General features: G+C 72.0%; 15 protein-coding genes and 1 pseudogene. 7 read left to right on the top strand and 9 right to left on the bottom strand.

Annotation, left to right across the window (positions count from 1 at the left end; translation table 11 throughout):
* Positions 1-24: 24 nt before the first annotated feature.
* Positions 25-1,062, top strand: coding sequence for an esterase-like activity of phytase family protein (locus tag ACFXI4_RS34905; RefSeq protein WP_384998704.1), 1,038 nt, complete (start codon positions 25-27; stop codon positions 1,060-1,062).
* 62 nt (positions 1,063-1,124) lie between these two features.
* On the opposite strand, the gene ACFXI4_RS34900 is transcribed toward ACFXI4_RS34905, so the two are convergent.
* The 3 genes from ACFXI4_RS34900 to ACFXI4_RS34890 are packed head-to-tail and all read right to left on the bottom strand — an operon-like array spanning position 1,125 to position 5,290.
* Positions 1,125-2,810, bottom strand: coding sequence for a thiamine pyrophosphate-binding protein (locus tag ACFXI4_RS34900; protein ID WP_384998701.1), 1,686 nt, complete (start codon positions 2,808-2,810; stop codon positions 1,125-1,127).
* Positions 2,807-3,775: an agmatinase gene (gene speB / locus ACFXI4_RS34895; protein ID WP_384998698.1), complete on the bottom strand. Its 969-nt coding sequence runs from the start codon at positions 3,773-3,775 to the stop codon at positions 2,807-2,809. Before speB ends, ACFXI4_RS34900 begins: the two co-directional genes overlap by 4 nt.
* A gap of 57 nt (positions 3,776-3,832) precedes the next feature.
* On the bottom strand, positions 3,833-5,290 hold the full coding sequence (locus ACFXI4_RS34890) for a sodium:solute symporter (protein ID WP_384998695.1): 1,458 nt from the start codon (positions 5,288-5,290) through the stop codon (positions 3,833-3,835).
* Between the two features lie 125 nt (positions 5,291-5,415).
* Between ACFXI4_RS34890 and ACFXI4_RS34885 the strand changes: the two genes are divergently transcribed.
* Both ACFXI4_RS34885 and ACFXI4_RS34880 read left to right on the top strand, forming a co-directional pair.
* Positions 5,416-6,963 carry a PucR family transcriptional regulator ligand-binding domain-containing protein gene (locus ACFXI4_RS34885; protein WP_384998692.1) on the top strand — a complete coding sequence of 516 codons (1,548 nt, stop codon included), beginning with the start codon at positions 5,416-5,418 and terminating at the stop codon, positions 6,961-6,963.
* 66 nt (positions 6,964-7,029) lie between these two features.
* Positions 7,030-7,818, top strand: coding sequence for a phosphatase (locus ACFXI4_RS34880; protein WP_362725515.1), 789 nt, complete (start codon positions 7,030-7,032; stop codon positions 7,816-7,818).
* 103 nt (positions 7,819-7,921) lie between these two features.
* On the opposite strand, the gene ACFXI4_RS34875 is transcribed toward ACFXI4_RS34880, so the two are convergent.
* The 6 genes and pseudogenes from ACFXI4_RS34875 to ACFXI4_RS34850 form a co-directional block, all read right to left on the bottom strand.
* Positions 7,922-8,242, bottom strand: coding sequence for a hypothetical protein (locus ACFXI4_RS34875; protein ID WP_384998689.1), 321 nt, complete (start codon positions 8,240-8,242; stop codon positions 7,922-7,924).
* A 123-nt stretch (positions 8,243-8,365) separates the two neighbouring features.
* On the bottom strand, positions 8,366-9,355 hold the full coding sequence (locus ACFXI4_RS34870) for a cation diffusion facilitator family transporter (protein WP_384998686.1): 990 nt from the start codon (positions 9,353-9,355) through the stop codon (positions 8,366-8,368).
* A 10-nt stretch (positions 9,356-9,365) separates the two neighbouring features.
* Entirely contained in the window at positions 9,366-10,232 is an 867-nt protein-coding gene (locus tag ACFXI4_RS34865) for an acyl-CoA thioesterase (protein ID WP_384998683.1), read from the bottom strand.
* Between the two features lie 35 nt (positions 10,233-10,267).
* The gene (locus ACFXI4_RS34860) at positions 10,268-11,425 is read right to left on the bottom strand and encodes an acyl-CoA dehydrogenase family protein (protein ID WP_362725504.1); all 1,158 of its coding nucleotides are present in this window, start codon (positions 11,423-11,425) and stop codon (positions 10,268-10,270) included.
* Between the two features lie 127 nt (positions 11,426-11,552).
* A pseudogene (locus tag ACFXI4_RS34855) lies at positions 11,553-12,132 on the bottom strand (Uma2 family endonuclease).
* Positions 12,133-12,183: 51 nt separating this feature from the next.
* Complete coding sequence (locus ACFXI4_RS34850) at positions 12,184-12,786, bottom strand: TetR/AcrR family transcriptional regulator (protein WP_384998679.1); 603 nt, start codon at positions 12,784-12,786, stop codon at positions 12,184-12,186.
* Positions 12,787-12,873: 87 nt separating this feature from the next.
* Here ACFXI4_RS34850 and ACFXI4_RS34845 point away from each other — a divergent pair, with 87 nt between their 5' ends.
* The 4 genes from ACFXI4_RS34845 to ACFXI4_RS34830 are packed head-to-tail and all read left to right on the top strand — an operon-like array spanning position 12,874 to position 18,510.
* Positions 12,874-14,490 carry a carboxyl transferase domain-containing protein gene (locus ACFXI4_RS34845; protein ID WP_384998676.1) on the top strand — a complete coding sequence of 539 codons (1,617 nt, stop codon included), beginning with the start codon at positions 12,874-12,876 and terminating at the stop codon, positions 14,488-14,490.
* A gap of 11 nt (positions 14,491-14,501) precedes the next feature.
* Positions 14,502-16,418, top strand: coding sequence for an acetyl/propionyl/methylcrotonyl-CoA carboxylase subunit alpha (locus tag ACFXI4_RS34840; protein ID WP_384998674.1), 1,917 nt, complete (start codon positions 14,502-14,504; stop codon positions 16,416-16,418).
* A complete protein-coding gene (locus ACFXI4_RS34835; protein WP_384998671.1) occupies positions 16,415-17,344 on the top strand; it encodes a hydroxymethylglutaryl-CoA lyase in 930 nt (309 codons plus the stop codon). The genes ACFXI4_RS34840 and ACFXI4_RS34835 overlap by 4 nt, the downstream gene beginning before the upstream one ends.
* Positions 17,345-17,349: 5 nt before the next feature.
* Positions 17,350-18,510 (top strand): acyl-CoA dehydrogenase family protein, encoded by a 1,161-nt coding sequence (locus ACFXI4_RS34830; RefSeq protein WP_384998668.1) that lies wholly within the window; start codon positions 17,350-17,352, stop codon positions 18,508-18,510.
* Positions 18,511-18,653 lie beyond the last annotated feature (143 nt).

The following is an 18,653-nucleotide window of genomic DNA, read 5'->3' as shown; positions in this document are numbered from 1 at the left end:
CCCGTCTCCCCTACGGTGACGGCCATGCGTCTGCGAACCGTACTCGCCACCGTCACCGCCGGCCTGGCGGCGGCAACCTGTCTGTCCGCCGCCGGCCCGGCCACCGCGTCGGCCAAGTCAGCCCCGGTCAACGCCTGTTCGCCGGCGGTCTCCATCGACGGCTTCTCCGACGCCCTCGACAAGACGACCTTCGACGGCACCTTCGTCGGCAACTTCTCGGCCCTCGCCCTGGACCGGCACGGCTCCCTCGCCGCCCTCTCCGACCGGTCCTCGCTCTTCTCCCTGGACGCGAGGACGCTCGCGCCGGAGAAGGCCGTCCAGCTCGCCGACGAGAACGGCGCGGCGCTCGACTCCGAGGGCCTGGCCGTGGACCGCGACGGCACCCGGCTGGTCACCTCCGAGACCGAGCCCTCGATCCGCCGCTACTCGGTGGACGGCAGGATCCTGGACCGCCTCCCGGTGCCGGCGTCGCTGCTGGTCTCCCCGGCCGGGCGGGCCACCGCCAACCAGACCTTCGAGGGCCTGACCCTCCTGGACGGCGGCCGCACCCTGCTGGCCTCCATGGAGTACGCCCTCTCCGGCGACACCGCCGGGATCGTCCGGTTCCAGACCTGGCAGCGCACCAGGGGCGGCCACTTCAGGCCTGCGGCCCAGTACGCCTACCGCACCGACGACCCGGTCCTCGGCGTCCCCGAGGTGCAGGCGCTGCCCGACGGCCGCCTGCTCGTCCTGGAGCGCGGCTTCACCGCCGGCGTCGGCAACACCGTCCGCCTCTTCCTGGCCGACACGCGGCACGCCACCGACACCAGAGGCATCACGGACCTCACCGGACAGCCCGGCGTACGGCTCGTCGGGAAGACCCTGCTCACGGACATCGCGACCTGCCCGGCCCTGGGCGCCACGGCCCGGCAGCCGCAGCCCAACCCGCTCCTGGACAACATCGAGGGCATGGTGGTCACGGGCCGCTCCCAGGGCGCGTACAAGGTCCTCCTGGTCAGCGACGACAACCAGAACGCCGCCCAGACGACCCGGTTCTACCGCCTGTCGGTCCGCGCGCACTGACACACCGGCCCACGGAGGGAGGCCGCACCGGCCGCCCCTCGGCCCCGGGGCACCTCGCACGCTCAGTCCAGGTGCGTCGGCGCGAACATCCTCAGCAGGGCCGGGAGTACGACCACCGAGGGGCCGGGTTCGGCGAGGGCCTTCGCCAGGTCCGTCTCCAGGGTCTGCGGGGTGGTGCGGACTCCCGGTACCCCGAAGGACTCGGCGAGGGCCACGTAGTCGGGACGGGACAGTTCCGTGGCCGTGGGCTCACCGAAGGCGTCGGTCATGTACTCGCGCAGGATGCCGTAGCCGCCGTCGTCGACGATGAGCCAGGTCACCGGGAGGCCGTGCTGGCGCGCCGTCGCCAGTTCCGCGATGGAGTAGAGGGCGCCGCCGTCGCCGGACACCGCGAGGACCGGGCGGGTCGGATCGGCCGCGGCCGCGCCGAGCGCCGCCGGGAAGCCGTAGCCGAGACCGCCGGCGCCCTGGGCGGAGTGCATGAGGTTCGGGGCCTGGGCATCGAACGCCGACCAGGCCCAGTAGGCCAGGATCGTCATGTCCCAGAAGGACGGGGAACCGGCGGGGAGGGCCCGGCGGACCGACGCCAGCACGTCCTGTTCCAGGGTGAGTTCCTGGGCGGCGATGCGCTCCGAGACACGGGCCAGCAGCTCCCGTACCCGGCCTGCCGCCGTGTCGTCCTCGCGCGGCGACACCGTCTCCAGCAGGGCCTGGAGGGCGAGCCGGGCGTCCGCGTGGATGCCGAGCGCCGGGTGGTTGGCCTCCAGCTTGCCGAGGTCCGCCTCGATCTGGACGACCCGGCCGCGCGGCTTGAACGTGTAGTAGTTCGAGGAGAGTTCACCCAGGCCCGAACCGACGACCAGGAGGACGTCCGCGTCCTCCAGGAAGTCCGTGGTGTGGCGGTCCTCCAGCCAGGACTGGAGGGAGAGCGGGTGCTGCCAGGGGAAGGCGCCCTTGCCGCCGAAGGTGGTGACGACCGGGGCGTTCAGCTTCTCGGCCAGCTGCCGCAGCTTGCCCGCGGCGTCCGCCCGTACCACTCCGCCGCCCGCGATGATCGCCGGGCGGGCCGCGCGGGACAGCAGGTCGGCGGCCACCGCGGTCAGTTCGGGGCGCGGCGGCAGCTCCTCGGGGGTGGCGTCCATCGCCGTCACCACCGGGAGCGGCGTCGGGGCCAGCAGCACGTCCTGGGGGATCTCCACCCACACCGGGCCGTGCGGGGCGGAGAGGGCCGACTCCCAGGCCGCCGCGAGCGCCGAGGGGATCTGCGACTGGGTGCGGACGGTGTGGACGGACTTCACCACGCCCCGGAAGGAGGCCGACTGGTCGGGGAGTTCGTGCAGGTAGCCATGGCGGCCGCCGCCGAGGCCGGCCGTCGGGATCTGGCTGCTGATCGCCAGCACCGGCGCGGAGGCCGAGGCCGCCTCCTGGAGCGCGGCCAGCGAGGTCAGCGCGCCCGGGCCGGTCGACAGCAGCAGCGGGGCCGCCTCGCCGGTGATCCTTCCGTAGGCGTCCGCCGCGAAACCGGCGTTGTTCTCCACGCGCAGGCCGACGTAGCGCAGCGACGAGCGGCGCAGGGCGTCGAACATGCCGAGGGCGTGCTGGCCGGGCAGGCCGAAGACCGTCGTCGCGCCGAGCCCGGACAGCGTCTCCACGACCAGGTCCCCGCCGTTGCGGCCGGCCGGAGGGTTCAGTGCGGCCGCGGTCTGCGCCTGTGTCGGGCGGAGTACCAGGTCGTGGTCGTGGGTCACTTCGAACGAGCCTCGGCAATCTGGCGGGTCATGATCGTGGTCAGTTCGTAGGCGGTGTGCGAGGCCGCCACCGACGTGATCTCCGCGTGGTCGTACGCGGGGGCCACCTCGACGACGTCCGCCGACACCAGGTTGCAGGAGGCGAGTCCGCGCAGGATCTCCAGCAGTTCCCTGGACGTCATACCACCGGCTTCGGGCGTACCGGTGCCCGGGGCATGAGCGGGGTCCAGGCAGTCGATGTCGATCGAGATGTACAGCGGACGGTCGCCGATGCGCTGCCGCAGCTGGTCGGCGACCTCGTCGGCGCCCCGGCGGTAGATGTCCGCCGAGGTCACGATGCCGAAGCCCATCTTCTCGTCGTCGGTCAGGTCCTGCTTGCCGTACAGCGGGCCGCGGGTGCCGACGTGCGAGAGGGCGGAGGTGTCGAGGATGCCCTCCTCGACGGCCCGGCGGAACGGAGTGCCGTGGGTGTACTCGGCGCCGAAGTAGGTGTCCCAGGTGTCCAGGTGGGCGTCGAAGTGGAGCAGGGCCACCGGGCCGTGCCTCTTCGCCACCGAGCGCAGCAGCGGCAGGGCGATGGTGTGGTCGCCGCCCAGCGTCATCAGCCGGGCGCCGGTGCCCAGCAGCTGGTCGGCGGCCGCCTCGATCGTCTCGACCGCCTCCTTGATGTCGAACGGGTTCACCGCGATGTCGCCGCCGTCCGCGACCTGCGCCAGGGCGAAGGGCGACGCGTCCTGCGCCGGGTTGTAGGGGCGCAGCAGCCGGGACGCCTCGCGGATGGCGTTGCCGCCGAAGCGGGCGCCCGGCCGGTACGAGACACCGGAGTCGAACGGCACGCCCACCACCGCGACGTCGGCGGTGCCGACCTCGTCGAGGCGGGGCAGCCGGGCGAAGGTCGCGGGACCGGCGTACCGCGGGATCCGGGAGGAGTCGACGGGTCCGCGGGGCGTCTCGTTGCTGCTCATGAGGTCATGCCTTCTTTCCTACGCTTCGTCGCGTATGCACTGCTTCTCGCTACGACCTTACTGGGCGGCGGCGACCGGTTCGGACACGAGTTCGGGGGTGCCGCGGCCCGCGAGCCGGTCCCGCCAGTTGGCCAGCACGGCCGCGTCGGTCGGCCTGGTCGCCAGCGAGACGGCGACGTAGGCGGCGAGGGAGGCGAGGAGGCCGTAGTAGACCGGCTCGTTGGCGAGGATGCCGTACCCCGCCATCAGGCCGATCACCGCGAGCCCGCCGACGGTCACGGCGGCGAGAGCGCCCTGGACGGTGCCGCGCCTCCACAGCAGCCCGCCGAGGATCGGCACCAGGAGCCCGCCGACCAGCAGGTTGTACGCCACGGTCAGCGCCTCGACGACGTCGTTGAGGGCGATGGCCGTGCCGATCACCCCGACACCCATGATCAGGATGAAGACGCGGTTGCCCCGCACCTCGTCGTGGTCGCCGGACCGGGCCCGGCCCCGGATCCGCGACCAGATGTCGTTGTTGGCGACGGTCGCGCAGGCGATCAGCGCGCCGGAGGAGGTCGACATCACCGCGGCGAGCGCGGCCGCGAGCACCAGCCCCCGCACCCCGACGGGGAGTTCGTCCTTGACGATGGTCGCGAACGCGTCGTCCGGGCTGCCCAGCTTCGGGTACAGCACCCTGGCGGCCGTGCCGATCACGGCGCCCGCGAGGGCGTACACCAGGCAGTAGGTGCCGGCGACGGTGCCGCCCCACTTCGCCGTCCGGTCGCCCCGGGCCGTGAACACGCGCTGCCAGATGTCCTGGCCGATCAGCATCCCGAACGTGTAGATCAGCACGTAGGTGAAGATCGTCTCGCCGCCGATCCCCAGCGGGTCGAAGTACGACGTGGGCAGCTTCGCCTTCATCGCGGAGAACCCGCCCGCCTTCACCACCGCGATGGGCAGCAGCAGGAGCAGGACGCCGATGGTCTTCACCACGAACTGCACCATGTCGGTGAGCGTGATCGACCACATGCCGCCGAGCGTCGAGTAGGCGACGACGATCGAGCCGCCGAGGACGATCGCGAGCGTCCGGTTCATGTCGAAGAGGACGTCGAAGATCGTGGCGTACGCGATGGTCGAGGTGACGGCGAGCATCAGGGTGTACGCCCACATCACGACGCCCGAGATCACGCCCGCCCGGCCGCCGTACCGCAGGTCCAGCATCTCGGAGACCGTGTACACCTTCAGGCGGGCGATCCGGGCCGAGAAGAAGACCGACAGGGCCAGCAGCCCGAGGCCGATGGTGAAGACCATCCAGGCGCCGGAGAGCCCGTACTGGTAGCCGAGGCCGACGCCGCCGATGGTGGACGCGCCGCCGAGGACGATCGCGGCCATGGTGCCGGAGTACATGGCCGGCCCCAGGCGGCGGCCCGCCACCAGGAAGTCGCTCTTGGACCTGGCACGGCGCATGCCCCACCAGCCCATGGCCAGCATGCCGGCCAGATAGATCACGATCACTGCGTAGTCGACGGCCACAGGGGCCCTCCTTCGCCGGGGGTCTCGCCGGTGGGTGACGGTCATCGACACTAGGTGGCCGGAAAGCGACTGCGAAGTGTACGTTTCATCCATTCGAGCCTCGCCGGATGGAGAGAACGCACACCATGCCGGACCCCACCGTTCCCCCCACGCCCGCCGTGCCGCTCGCGGCCCTCCTGGCTCGCGAGGATCTCGCCCTGCGCCGGATCGGCGGCCCGTCCGACCCGGCCCTGGTGATCCACGCGGCCCACACCTCGGAGATGTCCGACCCCTACCCCTACCTGCTGGGCGGCGAGCTGCTGCTGACGGCCGGGGTCCACGTCCCGGACGCGGAGAGCGGCGGAACGTACTTCGACGACTACGTGTCACGGATCGTGGCGGCGGGCGGCGCCGCCCTCGGCTTCGGCCTCGCCCCCGTCCACGACGCGGTCCCGCGCGCCCTGGTCGCCGCCTGCGACCGCCACGGCCTCCCGCTGCTGGAGGTGCCGCCGCAGACCCCGTTCACCGCCGTCGCGCGCGCGGTCTGGCAACTGCAGGCCCAGGCCCGCCTCGCCGAGCTGCGCCGGGTCACCGAGGCCCAGCAGAGCCTGGCGGCCGCGGCCGCCCGTCCCGACCCGGTGCCGTCCGTGCTCCGGCAGCTGGCCCGGCGGCTCGGCGGCTGGACCGCGCTGTACGGGCCGGAGGGCACGGAGACCGCGTCGGCGGGCCGGCACCCGGAGGATCCGGTGCGCGGGTCCCTGGCCGAGCTCTCCGCGGTCGTGCGCCCGTCCGGCCCCGGCACCCCCACCTCGGCGACCCACGCCACGGCGGGCACCCACCTCGCGGCCTACGCCCTCGGCACCGGCTTCGTCCTCGGGGTGGCCACCCCGGCCCGCGAACCGGGCGACCACACCATCGCCTCGGTGGCCGCGGTCCTCCTCACCCTCCTCACCGGCGACCAGCACAGCGGTCCGGGCGCGGCCCGCACCGCGGCCCTGGTACGGCTGCTGCTGGGCGGCACGGCGGAGGAGGCGGCGCCGCTGCTGGGGGCGGGCGACATCTGGTTCGTCGTGCATGCCCGCAGGAACGACCGGCGGGACCGCGCCGGCCTCTCGGGGGCGCGGGACTTCGCCGATGTGCAGCTCCGCCGCGGAGCGGGGCAAGCCCCCGCGCACCCGCACCCGCACGACCTCCTGGCCGCCACCGCACTGGGCGCCGCACTCGGCTCGCCCCTCATCGACCCGGAAGGGGAAGTCGTCCGCGTCCTGGTTCCCGGAGACCGCGCACCCGAACCGCAGGCCGGCTGGACCCTCGGCGTCAGCGCCCCCGCCCCCGCACGAGAACTCCCGGCCGCCGACGCCCGAGCGGCCCGCGCCCTCGCCCGCGCCCGGGCGACCCGCTCCCCACTGATCCGCCACGGCGCCCACACCGGACTCGACGCCCTGGTCCCCCGCGAGGACGCCCGGGCCCACGCCCGTGGCCTCCTCGCCCCCCTCGCGGAGCACCCCGCCCTGGTCGGCACCCTCCGCACCTGGATCTCCCTGCACGGCAGTTGGGACCGCACAGCGGTGGCACTGGCCGTCCACCGCAACACCGTGCGCCAGCGCATCGCCCGCTGCGCGACCCTCCTCGGCAGCGAACTCGACGATCCGGACGTACGGATGGAGCTGTGGTTCGCGCTGCGGCAGGAGTGAGTGACGCGCGTCCCAGCGTGCGATACGCAGGGGAATCGCACGGCGCCCTGCCTCACAATGGGAGCCATGCCGATACCCGGGACACCCAGCCGCGCCGAGCTCGTCGAGCACCTTGTGAAGACCCGTATCGCGGGCGATGTCGCCACACCCCGCGAGAACAACCTGCTCCACTACCGCAAGCTGGCCAACGGCGAGCGCAACTGGTGGCTCGGACTGGAACTCGGCGACCGGTGGACCGACGAGCAGGACGTGCTGGCCGTGATGGCCGAACGGGTCGGGGTGAACGACGACCCCGAGTACCGCTACGGCCAGGACACCATCGACCCGGAGCTGACCGTGGACGGCCTGAACCGGCTGGCCGCGCGGCTGCGCAAGGCGGCCGAGGGGCAGCAGCGGGTGCTGTTCGCGACCGGGCACCCGGGCGGCCTGCTGGACGTGCACCGGGCGACGGCGGCCGCGCTGCGCGCCGCCGGCTGCGAGGTCGTGGTCATCCCGGACGGACTGCAGACGGACGAGGGCTACGTCCTGCAGTTCGCCGACGTGGCCGTCCTGGAGCACGGGGCGACACTGTGGCACACCCACTCCGGTGAGCCCATGAAGGCCATCCTGGGCGGACTGGAGCGCGAGGGCCGCCCGCTGCCCGACCTGGTCGTCGCGGACCACGGCTGGGCGGGGTACGCGGCGCAGGCGGGCCTGGACTCCGTCGGGTACGCGGACTGCAACGACCCGGCGCTCTTCCTCGCCGAGTCGGAGGGCACCCTCCAGGTCGCCGTACCGCTCGACGACCATGTGCTCAGCCCGCGCCACTACGACCCGATGACCGCGTACCTCCTGTCGGAGGCGGGGCTCGCGTAACCGGGCACGACCGGGCGAGGTGCGGCCCCCGGGAGCCGGGAACCGCACCTCATGGCCTGGCCTAGACCCCGAATTGACTGATGTCCGTTCGCGTCCGGTGGGATCAGAAGCCGAGCCCGCCGTAGCCGAAGCCGCCGTAGCCGAGCCCGCCGAAGCCGCTGATGCCGTAGCCGACGGTGGGTACGACCACGACCGGGACGACCGGGACGACCCCGACCCCGCCGTAGCCGAAGCCGCCGTAACCACGGCAGTTGTTGAAGCCGCCGAAGCGGGAGTTGCAGCCGAAGCCGCCGGTGATCACGTTCTGGTGGGAGGAGGCGGGGGCCGCCGAGGCGGTACCCGCGGCGCCGACCGCCGCTCCACCGGCCAGCAGCAAACCGGCGGCGGATATCGCGGCGATGCGCCTCGCGCGCTGTACTCGCATGGGAAATACCTTTCTGCCGGACATACGTCCGCTACGCGGCACGTCCGCTATGCGGCACATGCACTGTGCGGCATTTCACTCATAGAGCTTAATCCGGCACAAAGCGCCCGGCACGTCGGACGATCACCGACCGTGATCCTCCGAGGTCGCGGGCCCCGGAGTGGGGTCCAGGTAGACCCGGCCGATCATGGGGAACGCGGCCCGCAGCCGCTGTTCGGCCCGTTCGCAGGCCCACTCGATCTGGGCCGCCGTCGACACGTCCCGGAAGTCCACCTTGGCCGCGACCAGGGCCTCGTTCGGGCCCTGGACCAGGGTGGTCAGCTCCAGCACGGCCACGATGTGCTCGGACTCCAGCAGCTCCGCGCGGATCCGCTCCCGCACCGCCTTCGGCAACGGCCGGCCGATGAGGAACTCGGCGTTCGAGCGGCCCAGCACCCAGGCGACGTACAGCAGGAGCACGCCGATGAGGAGGGAGGCCAGGCCGTCCCAGACGCCGGAGCCGGTGAGCTGCCCGCCCAGCAGGCCGCCGGCCGCGAGCACCAGGCCGACGAGCGCCGCCGAATCCTCCATCACCACGGCCTTCACGGCGGTGTCGGGGGTGCGCCGGAGATACAGCCTGAACGACACCCGGAAGCGGGCCGCCTCGCCGTACGCCTGCTTGAGCCCCGTACGCAGCGAGAACCCCTCCAGCACGAAGGCGACCGCCAGCACGAGGTACGACACCAGCGGGCTGCCCGGCTCCTCGCCCGCGACCAGGGTGTGGATGCCGTCGTAGAGGGAGAAGACCGCGCCGCCGACGAAGGTGGCGACGGCGGCCAGCATGGCCCAGATGTACCGCTCGGGGCCGTAGCCGAGCGGATGGTCCTCGTCGGCGGGTTTCTCGCTGCGTCTGAGCGCGGTGAGCAGCAGCAGCTCGGTGACCGTGTCGGCGAACGAGTGCGCCGCCTCGGACAGCATCGCGCTGGACCCGCTGATCACCCCGGCGACCGCCTTGGCGAGGGCGATCCCGAGGTTGGCGACGGCGGCGACGATCACCGTGACGGTGCTCTCGCCGCCGCCCTGTTCGGCTCCGCCGCTCCGGCCGGCTCCGGCACTGTGTTCGGTTTCGGACATGCCCCCAGTTCTACCTGGGGACGCGGACGACACCCTCCTGGATCACGGAAATGGCCAGTGAACCGTCCTGGGTGTAGATCCGGGCCTGTCCGAGCCCGCGGCCGCCGAACGCGGAGGGGGACTCCTGGTCGTACAGCAGCCACTCGTCGGCGCGGAACGGCCGGTGGAACCACATGGCGTGGTCCAGCGAGGCCCCCACCACGTCGCCCACGGCCCAGCCGCCGCGGCCGTGCGCGAGCAGGACCGAGTCGAGCAGGGTCATGTCGGAGACGTACGTCGCGAGCACGACGTGCAGCAGGGGGTCGTCGTCGAGCTTGCCGTTGGTGCGGAACCAGACCTGGCTGTGCGGATCGCGCGGCTCGCCGAACTTCCCGAACGGCGGCTCCTCGACGTACCGCAGGTCGATCGCCTCGCGGGCCTCCAGGAACTTCTCCACCACCGTGGCCGGCAGGTGGTCGTAGCCGCGCAGCCGCTCGGCCGAGGTGGGCAGGGTCTCCGGGTCCGGCGCGGGCGGCATCGGCGTCTGGTGGTCCAGGCCGTCCTCGTACAGCTGGAAGGACGCCGAGAGCGTGAAGATCGGCCTGCCGTGCTGGACGGCGACCGCGCGACGGGTGGTGAAGGAGCGGCCGTCACGGATCCGCTCGACGTTGTAGACGATGGGAGCGCCCGGGTCGCCGGGGCGCAGGAAGTACGCGTGCAGCGAGTGGGCGTGCCGGTCCGCCGGGACGGTACGCCCGGCGGCGACCAGCGCCTGGGCCGCGACCTGCCCGCCGAACACGCGTGGGACCACGGCGGACCGGGACTGGCCTCGGAAGATGTTCTCCTCGATCTGCTCCAGGTCGAGCAGATCGAGAAGATCATTCAGTGCCTCGTTCATGGCACCTTTTCTACTGGTGGGTAATTGCGTGGACCTTACAGGCCCATGTCCTTCGCGATGATCGTCTTCATGATCTCGCTGGTGCCACCGTAGATGCGGTTGACGCGGTTGTCCGCGTACAGGCGGGCGATCGGGTACTCGTTCATGAAGCCGTAGCCGCCGTGCAGCTGAAGGCAGCGGTCGATGACGCGGTGGGCGACCTCGGTGGTGAACAGCTTGGCGCTGGCGGCCTCGGCCGGGGTCAGCTCACCGGCGTCGAGGGCCTCCGTGGCGCGGTCGACGACGGCCTCGGCCGCGTCCACCTCGGCCTGGCAGGCGGCCAGCTCGAACTTGGTGTTCTGGAAGGCGGCGACGGGCTGGCCGAAGACCACCCGCTCCTGCACGTACTGCTTGGCGAACCGGACGGCGGCCTTGGCCTGCGCGTAGGCGCCGAAGGCGATGCCCCAGCGCTCGGAGGCGAGGTTGTGGCCGAGGTAGTAGAAGCCCTTGTTCTCCTCGCCGAGGAGGTCCTCGGCGGGGACCTTGACGTCGACGAACGCCAGCTCGGCGGTGTCGGAGGTCTTCAGGCCCAGCTTGTCGAGCTTGCGGCCGACCGAGTAGCCCTCGGCCTTGGTGTCCACCACGAACAGGGAGATGCCGTGGCGGCGGTCCTCCTGGGTGGGCGCGGAGGTACGGGCGCAGACGATCATGCGGTCGGCGTGCACACCGCCGGTGATGAAGGTCTTGGCGCCGTTGAGGACGTAGTGGGTGCCGTCCTCGGAGAGCTTGGCGGTGGTCTTCATGCCCGCGAGGTCGGACCCGGTGCCCGGCTCCGTCATCGCGATCGCCCACATCTCCTCGCCGGAGACGAACTTCGGCAGGTAACGCTTCTTCTGCTCGTCGGTGGCGAGCAGCTTTATGTACGGCAGGCCGAGCAGCACGTGCACGCCGGAGCCGCCGAAGGAGACACCGGCGCGGGCGGTCTCCTCGTACAGGACCGCCTCGAACTTGTAGGAGTCGATGCCGGCGCCGCCGTACTCCTCGTCGACGCGGATGCCGAAGACACCCAGCTCGGCGAGCTTGTAGTAGAAGTCGCGGGGCGCCTGACCGGCCGCGAACCACTCGTCGTACGCGGGTACGACCTCGGCCTCGATGAAGGCGCGGAGGGTCTCCCGGAACGCCTCGTGATCCTCGTTGAACAACGTACGGCGCACGGCCGCCACCTCCACCGGCTTCGATATGTCTAAGCGCTTGCTCAGATCTCAAGGTACCGGCGAGTACGTTCAGGCGTCCAGGGTGACCTTGCCCACCCACGGAACACGGACGCGCGGGATACGGGTGTCAGTTGCCGGCCCTGCCGTAGCGGCGGAAGGCGGAGGTCTCCACCGTCCAGGGACCGAACGGCACCGAGTCCCCGCAGATGTACGGGTCCTTTCGGGTGTAGCGGCCCTTGCACGGCTCGGAGGGCACCTCGACCGTGCCGGTGCGCGGATCGACGATCAGGTAACGGGCGATCCCCATGGCCGGATAGTCGTCGAGCTTCTCGACGTAGTCGTTGTCCGGACTGGACGGCGAGACGATCTCGACGGCCGCGAGCACCTGGGTCGCGTCAACGGCGATGCCCTCCTCCTCGTCGAGGGCCTCCTCGGGGATGACGACCGCGTCGGGGAGACGCATGGCGCCCGAGGGCGGGGTGTTCGATCTCTGGACCACTCGCGCAGATGTAGCCAGGGTGACTGGACAGGAGCTGCTCGTCCAGCTGCTTGCAGATGCGACGGATCGTGCCCTCGTGCCGCTTCGACGGGCACATCATGGCGAGTACCGGGCCTGACGGGCCGATCTCGACGCTCCAAGCCCCTTCGAGCCGCTCGGCGTAGGCGCCGGGCTCCTCGGCGATCGCGCGCATCCTCGCGTAGTCCATGCCCATGGATTCAGCGTAGCGAGACGGTACGGCACCGGCCCGCGCCTCGGGTCAGCCGCCGTCCGCCGCCGCGCCGAACGCGCCCCGCGCCATCCGGTGCAGCAGTACCGCCGTCACGCCGCGGCCCGGCAGGGAGCCCGGGCGGCCCAGGTGCGGGGTGGAGTTCAGGAGGCCGAAGACCGAGTGCACCGCGGAACGGGCCGCGGGTTCGGGGAGGGCGGGGTAGACCTCGCGGAGGACCTCCACCCACAGTTCGACGTACTGGCGCTGGAGCTGGCGCACCAGCTTGCGGTCGCTGTCGCGCAGGCGGTCCAGCTCCCGGTCGTGCAGGGTGATCAGCGGGCGGTCGTCGAGGGCGAAGTCGATGTGGCCCTCGATGAGGGAGTCCAGGACCACCGAGGGCGCGGTGTCCCCGTCGGCCTCCGCCAGCCGCCGCTTCGCGCCCGTCAGCAGCTGGCCGCTGATCCCCACCAGCAGCTCCGCGAGCATCGCGTCCTTGCCCGGGAAGTGCCGGTAGAGACCGGGCCCGCTGATGCCGACCGCGGCGCCTATCTCGTCCACGCCGACACCGTGGAAGCCGCGCTCGGCGAAGAGCCGGGCCGCCTCCTTGAGGATCTGCTCGCGCCGGGTCGGGGCATCGGTTCTCGTGGCCATGAGGCAATTCTAGACAGGGAGGTTAGCGGTCGTTAACCTGATGGGAAATGCGTTAACGCTCATTAACAAAGTGAGGGGATCGCGGGCATGGACCAGGCACCGGAGCTGACGAGCGCGGCGGACCCCGCCTCGGAGGCCTGGCGGGCCAACGAGGCGGCGCACCGCGTCCTCGTCGAGGAGCTGCGCGGCAAGCTGGCCGCGGCCGCGCTGGGCGGCGGCGAGAAGGCGCGGGCCCGGCACACCGCGCGCGGCAAGCTGCTGCCCAGGGACCGGGTGGACACCCTGCTGGACCCGGGCTCGCCGTTCCTGGAGCTGGCCCCGCTGGCCGCCGAGGGGATGTACGAGGGAGCGGCCCCGGCGGCCGGCGTGATCGCCGGCATCGGGCGGGTCAGCGGGCGCGAGTGCGTGATCGTCGCCAACGACGCCACGGTCAAGGGCGGCACGTACTACCCGATGACCGTGAAGAAGCACCTGCGGGCGCAGGAGGTGGCTCTCGACAACCGGCTGCCCTGCCTCTACCTGGTGGACTCCGGTGGCGCCTTCCTGCCCATGCAGGACGACGTCTTCCCGGACCGCGACCACTTCGGGCGGATCTTCTACAACCAGGCCCGGATGTCGGGGGCCGGCATCCCGCAGATCGCGGCCGTCCTCGGTTCGTGCACCGCCGGCGGCGCCTACGTCCCGGCGATGAGCGACGAGGCGGTGATCGTCCGCAACCAGGGCACGATCTTCCTCGGCGGCCCGCCGCTGGTGAAGGCGGCCACCGGTGAGGTCGTGACGGCGGAGGAGCTGGGCGGCGGCGAGGTGCACTCCCGGGTCTCCGGTGTCACCGACCACCTCGCCGAGGACGACGCGCACGCGCTGCGGATCCTCCGGGACATCGTGGCCACCCTCCCCGCCCGGCGCGACCTGCCCTGGGAGGCCGCCCCGGTCGTCGAGCCCAAGGTCGACCCCTACGGGCTGTACGGCGCCGTCCCGGTCGACTCCCGCACCCCCTACGACGTGCGCGAGATCATCGCCCGCGTCGTCGACGGCTCCCGGTTCGCCGAGTTCAAGAGCGAGTTCGGGCAGACCCTGGTCACCGGCTTCGCCCGCATCCACGGCCACCCGGTCGGGATCATCGGCAACAACGGCATCCTCTTCTCCGAGTCCGCCCAGAAGGGCGCCCACTTCATCGAGCTGTGCGACCAGCGCGGCATCCCGCTGGTGTTCCTGCAGAACATCTCCGGCTTCATGGTGGGCAAGGACTACGAGGCCGGCGGCATCGCCAAGCACGGCGCGAAGATGGTGACGGCGGTGGCCTGCACGCGCGTACCGAAGCTGACCGTGGTGGTCGGCGGGTCGTACGGCGCGGGGAACTACTCCATGTGCGGCCGGGCCTACTCCCCCCGTTTCCTGTGGATGTGGCCCAACGCCAAGATCTCCGTCATGGGCGGCGAGCAGGCCGCGTCGGTGCTGGCGACCGTCAAGCGGGACCAGCTGGAGGCGCGGGGCGAGGAGTGGCCGGCCGAGGACGAGGAGGCCTTCAAGGCCCCCGTGCGCGCGCAGTACGAGCGCCAGGGCAGCGCCTACTACGCGACCGCACGGCTCTGGGACGACGGGGTCATCGACCCCCTCGAAACCCGCCAGGTGCTGGGCCTCGCCCTGACGGCCTGTGGCAACGCGCCGCTGGGTGAGCCCCAGTTCGGCGTCTTCCGGATGTGAGGAGGGGACTCGTGTTCGACACCGTACTCGTGGCCAACCGGGGCGAGATCGCCGTCCGGGTCATCCGTACGCTGCGGTCGCTGGGCGTGCGCTCGGTCGCGGTGTACTCCGACGCCGACGCGGACGCGCGGCACGTCCGGGAGGCCGACACGGCGGTACGGCTCGGTCCGGCGCCGGCGGGCGAGAGCTATCTGTCCGTCGAGCGATTGCTGACGGCGGCCGCCGTGAGCGGCGCCCAGGCGGTCCACCCCGGCTACGGCTTCCTCGCCGAGAACGCGGCCTTCGCACGCGCCTGCCAGGAGGCGGGGCTGGTGTTCATCGGCCCGCCGGCCGACGCGATCGCGCTGATGGGCGACAAGATCCGCGCGAAGGAGACGGTGAGCGCGGCCGGGGTGCCGGTGGTGCCGGGCGGCCGTGATCCCGAACTCGCCGAGGCCGCGCGCGCGTTGGGTGCGCCCGTGCTGCTCAAGCCGTCCGCGGGCGGCGGCGGCAAGGGCATGCGGCTGGTGCGCGACCTGACCCTGCTCGACGAGGAGATCGCCGCCGCCCGCCGCGAGGCCCGCGCCTCCTTCGGCGACGACACTCTCCTCGTCGAGCGCTGGGTCGACCGCCCCCGGCACATCGAGATCCAGGTGCTGGCCGACGGCCACGGGAACGTGGTGCACCTCGGCGAGCGCGAGTGCTCGCTGCAGCGGCGGCACCAGAAGGTGATCGAGGAGGCGCCGTCGGTCCTGCTGGACGAGGCGACACGGGCCGCGATGGGCGAGGCCGCGGTGCAGGCGGCCCGCTCGTGCGGGTACCGGGGCGCGGGCACGGTGGAGTTCATCGTGCCGGGCGGCGACCCCTCGTCGTACTACTTCATGGAGATGAACACCCGCCTCCAGGTGGAGCACCCGGTGACCGAACTGGTCACCGGCGTCGACCTGGTGGAGTGGCAGCTGCGGGTGGCGGCCGGCGAAAGGCTCGGGTTCGCGCAGGAGGACGTCCGGCTGACCGGGCACGCGGTGGAGGCCCGGATCTGCGCCGAGGACCCGGCACGCGGCTTCCTGCCCACCGGCGGCACGGTGCTGCTGCTGCACGAGCCCTCGGGGGACGGCGTCCGCACCGACTCCGGGCTCAGCGAGGGCACCGAGGTCGGCAGCCTCTACGACCCGATGCTGTCCAAGGTGATCGCCTACGGCCCGGACCGCGAGACCGCGCTCCGCAAGCTGCGCGGCGCCCTCGCCCGGACGGTCACCCTGGGCGTGCAGACCAACGCCGGGTTCCTGCGCCGGCTGCTCGGGCATCCGGCGGTGGTGGCGGGCGAGCTGGACACGGGCCTGGTCGAACGGGTGGTGGACGAGCTGGTCTCCACCGACGTACCGGACGAGGTGTACGAGGCCGCCGCGGCCGTACGCCTGGAGGCGCTGGAGCCCGCAGCCGGCGCGGGCTGGACGGACCCCTTCTCGGTGCCCAGCGGCTGGCGGCTCGGCGGCACCCCCAAGCCGGTCGGCTTCCACCTGCGGGTGCAGGACCCGGTGGAGTACCGCCCGCGGGGCACGCACTCCGTCACTCAGGACCGCGTGGCGGTCACCCTGGACGGGGTCCGCCACACCTTCCTCCACACCGCGGACTGGATCGGGCGGGACGGGGACGCCTGGCAGGTCCGCGACCACGACCCGGTCGCCGCGTCCCTGAACCGGGCCGCACACGCCGGCGCCGACTCCCTCACCGCGCCCATGCCGGGCACCGTGACGGTCGTGAAGGTGTCGGTCGGCGACGAAGTGGCCGCGGGGCAGAGCCTGTTGGTGGTGGAGGCGATGAAGATGGAGCACGTCATCTCCGCCCCGCACGCCGGCACGGTCGCCGAGCTCGACGTGACACCGGGCGCCACGGTCGCCATGGACCAGGTGCTGGCGGTCATCAACCCGGTGGAGGAGGAGAAATGACGCTTCCCATGGCCGTACCGGCGACCGATCTCCCCGCCCGGGTCCGGATCCACGAGGTCGGTGCCCGCGACGGCCTGCAGAACGAGAAGTCGACGGTCCCCACCGAGGTCAAGGCCGAGTTCATCCGCCGGCTGGCCGACGCGGGCCTGACGACGATCGAGGCGACCAGCTTCGTACACCCGAAATGGGTGCCCCAACTGGCCGACGCGGAGGAGCTGTTCCCCCTCGTCGCCGAGCTCGGCGTGGAACTCCCGGTCCTCGTGCCCAACCAGCGGGGCCTGGACCGGGCGCTGGCCCTCGGCGCCCGCCGGGTCGCCGTCTTCGCCAGCGCCACCGAGTCCTTCGCCAAGGCCAATCTCAACCGCACGGTGGACGAGTCGCTCGCGGTCTTCGACCCGGTCGTCCGGCAGGCGAAGGACGCCGGTGCCCATGTCCGCGGTTACGTGTCGATGTGCTTCGGCGATCCCTGGGAGGGCGCGGTGCCGCTCCACCAGGTGGTCCGGGTCTGCACGGCGCTGCGCGACATGGGCTGCGACGAGCTGAGCCTCGGCGACACGATCGGCGTGGCCACCCCCGGCCACGTGCTCGAACTGCTCTCCCTGCTCAACGAGGAGGGCGTGCCGACGAACGTCATCGGCGTGCACTTCCACGACACCTACGGCCAGGCGCTCGCGAACACCTACGCGGCCCTGGAACACGGCGTGACGACGGTCGACGCGTCCGCCGGCGGGCTCGGCGGCTGCCCGTACGCCAAGTCCGCCACCGGCAACCTCGCCACCGAGGACCTGGTCTGGATGCTCCAGGGCCTCGGCATCGAGACCGGAGTCGACCTCGCCAGACTCACCGCCACCAGCGTGTGGATGGCCGAACGACTGGGCCGACCCAGCCCGTCCCGTACCGTCCGCGCCCTCTCCCACCAGGAGTGACGACCATGGACCACCGCCTCTCCCCCGAACTGGACGAACTCCGCCGCACGGTGGAGGAGTTCGCCCACGACGTCGTGGCGCCGAAGATCGGCGACTTCTACGAGCGCCACGAGTTCCCCTACGAGATCGTCCGCGAGATGGGCCGCATGGGCCTGTTCGGGCTGCCGTTCCCCGAGGAGTACGGCGGCATGGGCGGCGACTACCTTGCCCTCGGCATCGCCCTGGAGGAACTGGCCCGCGTCGACTCGTCGGTGGCGATCACCCTCGAAGCGGGCGTCTCGCTCGGCGCCATGCCGATCCATCTCTTCGGCACGGACGAGCAGAAGCGGGAGTGGCTGCCCCGGCTCTGCTCCGGCGAGATCCTGGGCGCCTTCGGCCTCACCGAACCCGACGGCGGCAGCGACGCGGGCGCGACCCGTACGACGGCCCGGCTGGACGAGGCCACCGGCGAGTGGGTGATCAACGGCACCAAGTGCTTCATCACCAACTCGGGCACGGACATCACGGGACTGGTCACCGTCACCGCGGTCACCGGCCGCAAGCCCGACGGCAAGCCGCAGATCTCGTCCGTCATCGTCCCGTCGGGCACCCCCGGATTCACGGTCGCCGCGCCCTACTCCAAGGTCGGCTGGAACGCCTCCGACACCCGGGAGCTGTCCTTCACCGACGTCCGGGTCCCCGCCGCCAACCTGCTCGGCACGGAAGGCCGCGGCTACGCCCAGTTCCTGCGCATCCTCGACGAGGGCCGCATCGCCATCGCGGCCCTCGCCACCGGCCTCGCGCAGGGCTGCGTCGACGAGTCGGTGCGGTACGCGAAGGAACGCCATGCCTTCGGCCGCCCGATCGGCGCCAACCAGGCCATCCAGTTCAAGATCGCCGACATGGAGATGAAGGCGCACACGGCCCGCCTGGCGTGGCGCGACGCGGCCTCCCGCCTGGTCGCCGGCGAGCCCTTCAAGAAGGAGGCGGCACTGGCCAAGCTCTACTCCTCCACCGTCGCCGTGGACAACGCCCGCGACGCCACCCAGGTGCACGGCGGCTACGGCTTCATGAACGAGTACCCGGTGGCCCGCATGTGGCGCGACTCGAAGATCCTGGAGATCGGCGAGGGCACGAGCGAGGTACAGCGCATGCTGATCGCGCGGGAGCTGGGCCTGGTGGGCTGACCCGGCCGGCTTCCTCCCGACGACGGCCTGTGCGCCCGCCCCCCAACCCCCGGGCGCGCCCCCCCGCCCCCCCCCCCCACCACACATGACCAATCCGACCACCCCAACCCCCCGCAGACGCGGGAAACAAAAAAAACAAAACC

The sequence above is a fragment of the Streptomyces sp. NPDC059224 genome, assembly GCF_042754285.1.
Taxonomy (GTDB): domain Bacteria; phylum Actinomycetota; class Actinomycetes; order Streptomycetales; family Streptomycetaceae; genus Streptomyces.
Note: the sequence above shows the minus strand (reverse complement) of the source record. Positions and strands in the feature narration are given on the sequence as shown.